Origin of the sequence: Acidisoma sp. (assembly GCF_035492295.1) — a bacterium.
GTDB lineage: Bacteria > Pseudomonadota > Alphaproteobacteria > Acetobacterales > Acetobacteraceae > Acidisoma.
Map to the genome: position 1 here is coordinate 1 of NZ_DATJJK010000052.1, position 5,405 is coordinate 5,405.

A 5,405-nucleotide genomic window follows, 5' to 3' on the forward strand; every position below is an offset into this window, starting at 1 on the left:
GCCGGCAAATCGACCCTGATGAAGGTCCTCTCCGGGATTATTCCCCCCACCGCCGGAAGGATTGTGCTGGACGGCGAGGAAGTGCGCTTCGCCAGTACCAATGATGCGCGGGACCGCGGCATTTCGATCATCCACCAGGAACTCAGCCTCGCGCCCAACCTGAGCGTGCGCGACAATATCTTCATGGGCCGCGAAATCATGACCCCGACCGGTGTCAATTTCGCGGAGGAAGCGCGCCAAGCCCAGGCGCTGATGGAAGAGTTGGAGGAGGCGATCGACCCGCTGACCCCGGTCGAGGAACTGCGCCTCGGTCAGCAGCAGATCGTCGAGATCGCCCGCGCCCTGTCCGTCAATTCCCGTATCCTCATCATGGACGAGCCGACCTCGGCGCTGAGTGCCAGCGAGGTCGAGGTTCTCTTCAAGGTTATCCGCGATCTCACGAGCCGCGGCGTCTCTATCGTCTATATCTCGCACCATCTCGAAGAGGCGCTGCAGATCACGGATTTTGCAGTGGTGCTCCGCGACGGCAACATCACGGCGACCGGCGAAGCGCGGGACATCGATCTGGAATGGATCGTGCGCAACATGGTGGGCGAGAATTTTGATCTCGGCTCGCCACCGACCGGCTACGAGTTCGGAGAGGTCGCTCTCTCGATCCGCGATCTCTCCGTCGCGGCCACCGCGCATGACGGCAGCCTCGTCGTCGATCACTTCTCCCTCGACGTGAAGGCGGGCGAGATCGTCTGCATCTATGGACTCATGGGCGCGGGGCGCACCGAGCTTTTGGAATGCGCGGCCGGACGCGTTCCAGCGGTCGGCGGCGAGGTTCTGCTGAAAGGCGGGAATGTCTCCCATCTCAGCATTGCCGAGCGCATCGCGGCTGGCCTCGCCTTGGTGCCGGAAGACCGGCAGCGGGACGGGCTGGTGCAGACCATGAGCGTCGGCGAAAATCTCTCTCTCGCCAGCATTACGAGCTTCGTCCGCGGGCTATTCCTCTCGACCGGGCTCGAGCGCAAGCTGGTCCAGGACTCGATCAAGGCCGTTACCGTCAAGACGGCCGGCGGCGAGGCTCCCATCGGCTCTCTCTCCGGCGGCAACCAGCAGAAGGTCGTGATCGGCAAGATGCTGGCGACCAATCCCGAGGTGATCATGCTGGACGAGCCCAGCCGTGGCATCGACATCGGCGCCAAGGCCGAGGTCTTCCGCCTGCTCGCCGAGCGAGCCAAGACCGGCCTTGCGGTCATCTACTCCACATCCGAAGTCGGTGAATGCCTGAGCATCGCCCACCGCATCATCGTGATGAGCCGCGGCCGCATCTCCGCCGAATTCGACTCAAACGTCTCCAAGGAGGAGATCATGGCCGCCTCGGGCGAAGCCGTGGTCGCCTGATCGCAAAGAATAGCGGAACCTCACCATGACACAGTCCAGCCAGACGCTTCAGCGCAGTCGCCCCGGGCTATTCGGCGATGGCCTCGATATCGGCCAGATGCTGCTGAAGGGCCGTGCCTTCTTTGCGCTGATCGCGATCATCATCGTCTTCTCGCTGCTCTCACCCTACTACTTCTCGGTCAGCAACTTCCTGACCATGTCCTCCCATGTCGCGATCTACGCGATCCTCGCCCTCGGCATGCTGCTCGTCATCCTCAACGGCGGCATTGATCTGTCGGTGGGCTCGACCCTCGGCCTCTCGGGGATCGTCGCCGGCTTCTTCATGCAAGGCGTTACCGTCCACGCGCTCGGCGTGAAGCTGTTCCCCGCAGTCTGGGTCGTCGTCGTGCTGTCCTGCCTCATGGGCGCCGTCGTCGGCCTCATCAACGGGGTGCTCATCGCCCGTTTCAAGGTGCCGGCCTTCGTGGCAACTCTCGGCGTGATGTACGTTGTGCGCGGCATCGCGCTGCTCATCACCAACGGCCTGACCTACAATAATCTCAGCGGCGAGGCCGATCTCGGCAATACCGGCTTCAACTGGCTGGGCTTCAACCGGCTCGGCGGCGTGCCCATCGGCGTGCTGGTGATGATCGTCATCGCGATCGCCGGCAGCCTGATGCTGAACCGCACCGCCTTTGGCCGCTGGCTCTATGCCTCAGGCGGCAATGAACGCGCGGCCGAGCTTTCCGGCGTGCCCACCAAGCGCGTGCAGGTCCTGGTCTACATGCTCTCCGGCGTTTGCGCGGCGATTGCCGGCCTCATTCTCTCCTCGCAGCTGACCTCGGCGGGCCCGACCGCCGGCACCTCCTATGAGCTGACGGCGATCGCCGCCGTCGTCATCGGCGGCGCGGCGCTGACCGGCGGGCGCGGCAATATCCGCGGCACCCTGCTTGGCGCCTTCGTCATCGGCTTTCTGTCCGATGGTTTGGTCATCATCGGCATCTCCTCCTACTGGCAGACAGTCTTCACCGGCGGCGTGATCGTGCTCGCGGTGCTGCTGAATGCCGTTCAATACCGGCGCCGCGCTAAAAAGCCCGCGGCCGCCGGCACCCCCACGCCCCAGGCGGCCGGCAAGCCTGCCTGAGGCGGCAGACAACCAAGCCCAAAAAGAGAGACCGCCGGACCACCGGCATCAACAAGAGAGAAGGAAATGCGTATGTCCAAGTTGACCAAGGCCCTGATGGTGAGCGCCATGAGCCTCGCCGCCCCGGTGCTGGCGGGCGCCGTCATGGCCCCCACGGCGGCGCATGCCGCAGGCGGTCTCATCTCCATCATCGTTAACGATCCGGCCAACCCCTATTGGCTCACCGAAGGCAAGGTCGCTGCCGCCGAGGCCGAGCGCCTGGGCTACAAGGCCAGCGTCGGCGCCAACAAGGGTGACACCAATACCGAAAGCAACCTCATCGACACCGCGATCACCAACAAGTCGGTCGCGATCATCCTCGACCCGGCGAATGCCTCGGGCTCCATCGGCGCGGTGAAGAAGGCCGTTGCCGCCGGCATTCCGGTGTTCCTCGTCAACGCAGAAATCAACCAGCAGGGCCTCGCCAAGGCGCAGCTCGTCTCCAACAACGCCCAGGGTGCCGCCCTCGGCGCACAGGAATGGGTGAAGGACGTCGGCCAGCAGGGCAATTACGCCGAACTGCTCGGCGCGCCGTCCGACAACAACGCAGCCACCCGCTCCAACGGTTACGAGACGGTGCTGAGCCAGTATCCAGGCCTGGTGCGCGTCGCCTCGCAGGTCGCCAACTGGGACCGCACGCAGGGCCATGACAAGATGCAGAGCATGCTGCAGGCGCATCCCGACATCATCGGCGTAATCAGCGGCAATGACGAAATGGCACTCGGCGCCATCGCGGCCCTCAAGGAAGCCGGCAAGCTCGACAAGATCAAGGTCGGTGGCTTCGACGGCTCGCCGGACGCGGTCGCTGCCATCAAGGCCGGCGAGCTGCAGTACACCGTTCTGCAGCCGGTCGCCATCTTCTCGAAAAAGGCGGTGGACGAGGCCGACGAGTATATTCGCACCGGCAAGACCGGCGCGGCTGCCGAGAAGCAGCTCTTCGACTGCATTCTCATCACGAAGGCCAATGTGGACGACTTCGTCGCCCCCTTCACGCTGAAGCAGTAACCGAGACGGGGAGGCATCCTGACGGATGCCTCCCCTTTCCGCCCCAGGGCTGGACCAAGTCATGACCCATCTCTTCGACGATCCGGAAACCTTCGCCGCCCAGGCACTGCAGGGTTTTTGCGACATCCATGCACGCCTCGTCCGCCCTGTGCCGGGCGGCGTGCTCCGCGCCTCCGCCACCCCGCGCGGTAAGGTCGCCCTCGTCATCGGCGGTGGCGGCGGCCATTACCCGGCCTTCGCTGGCTATGTCGGCCCCGGCTTTGCCGATGCGGCTGTGGCGGGCGATGTTTTCGCCTCCCCCTCCACCCGTCTCGTGCATGACGTGGCAGCCCGCGCCGAGCGCGGGGCTGGCGTCATCCTCGGTTACGGGAACTATGCGGGCGATGTGCTGAATTTTGGCGCCGCGGCCGAGCGGCTGCGCAGCCGCGGCATCGACGTCCGCACTCTCGCCATTACCGATGACGTGGCAAGCGCCTCGGACGCCGAACGCGCCAAGCGTCGGGGCGTAGCCGGTGACGTCGCCGTCTTCAAGATCGCCGGCGCCGCCGCCGAGACCGGACTCGACGTCGACGCGGTCGAAGCTGTCGCGCGGCGCGCAAACGATCGCACACGCTCCTTCGGCGTCGCCTTCGGCGGCTGCACCCTGCCCGGCGCCGCGGGACCGCTCTTCACCGTGACCGATGGGCAGATGGCGATCGGCCTCGGCATCCATGGCGAGCCCGGCATAGCGGAGCGCCCGATCGTGGCCGCCTCCGAACTCGCGACGATTCTCGTCGATCGGCTGATCGCCGAAGCGCCCGCGAATGGCGGCCCGCGCGTGGCAGCGATCCTCAACGGCCTCGGCAGCACCAAGCAGGAAGAACTCTTCGTGCTCTGGACAGCGGTTTCGGCTCTGCTGCGCACGCGCGGCTTTGAGATCGTCTCGCCGCTTGTCGGCGAATATGTGACGAGCCTTGACATGGAGGGTTGTTCGCTCACCCTCACATGGCTGGACGAGGAGCTGGAGCGCTTCTGGCTTGCACCTTGCGACACCGCCGTGCTGACAGTCGGCACTGTGACTGCGGCCCCCGCGGCGGATGCCGAAGCCGAGATCGAAGACGAAATCGCCGCCCCTGTCACGCCTGGGGCCCCCGCGTCCCAGGCGGCGGGACAGCGCATTGCAGTCGCCTTCACCGATCTCGCAGCCGCGCTGAAGGAAGCCGAGGCCGAACTGGGCCGGATCGACGCCGAAGCCGGAGACGGCGATCACGGCCAGGGCATGGCCCGCGGCTCGGCCGCAGCCGCCCAAGCAGCGCGTGACGCGGCCGAGGCCGGCGCGGGCGCGGCAAGCGTCCTTGCCGCAGCCGGCAGCGCCTGGGCTGATCGTGCCGGGGGCACCTCTGGAGCAATCTGGGGCCTGGGCCTCGCCGCCGCGAGTCGCACGCTGAGTGACCAGGCGGCTCCGGGCGCCGCCGATATCGGCCGAGCGGCGGGGCAGGCCCTGCAGGCCGTGCTGACGCTGGGGGGCGCCAGACCTGGCGACAAGACGCTGGTCGATGCTTTCCACCCCTTCGTCGAGCACCTCACTGGAGCCATCGCCGAGGGCCAGCCCCTCACCGCCGCCTGGACCAAAGCCGCGGAAGCGGCAACACGCGGAGCCGAAGAAACGGCCGGCTTGGTGCCCCGTCTTGGCCGCGCCCGCCCCCTCGCCGAGCGCAGCCTCGGCCACCGGGATGCGGGCGCCGTCTCCTTCGCTCTCTGCAGCCACACCGTCTTGAAACACTTGCCATGAAATACTTGGGAGAAACCGATGTCTGAACAGCCCTTCACCATCGTCATTGGCTGCGACGATGCCGGCACCCGTTTTCGC

At 66.1% G+C, this 5,405-nt stretch carries 4 protein-coding genes; all 4 read left to right on the forward strand.

Features of this window, described 5'->3' with window-relative positions:
- On the forward strand, positions 1 to 1,389 hold a 1,389-nt coding region (locus VL752_RS03700), incomplete at its 5' end, for a sugar ABC transporter ATP-binding protein (RefSeq protein ID WP_325352394.1).
- A gap of 25 nt (positions 1,390 to 1,414) precedes the next feature.
- Positions 1,415 to 2,512: an ABC transporter permease gene (locus VL752_RS03705; protein WP_325352395.1), complete on the forward strand. Its 1,098-nt coding sequence runs from the start codon at positions 1,415 to 1,417 to the stop codon at positions 2,510 to 2,512.
- Between the two features lie 72 nt (positions 2,513 to 2,584).
- The gene (locus VL752_RS03710) at positions 2,585 to 3,556 is read left to right on the forward strand and encodes a D-ribose ABC transporter substrate-binding protein (protein ID WP_325352396.1); all 972 of its coding nucleotides are present in this window, start codon (positions 2,585 to 2,587) and stop codon (positions 3,554 to 3,556) included.
- 61 nt (positions 3,557 to 3,617) lie between these two features.
- Positions 3,618 to 5,327 (forward strand): dihydroxyacetone kinase family protein, encoded by a 1,710-nt coding sequence (locus VL752_RS03715; RefSeq protein ID WP_325352397.1) that lies wholly within the window; start codon positions 3,618 to 3,620, stop codon positions 5,325 to 5,327.
- Positions 5,328 to 5,405: the final 78 nt, after the last annotated feature.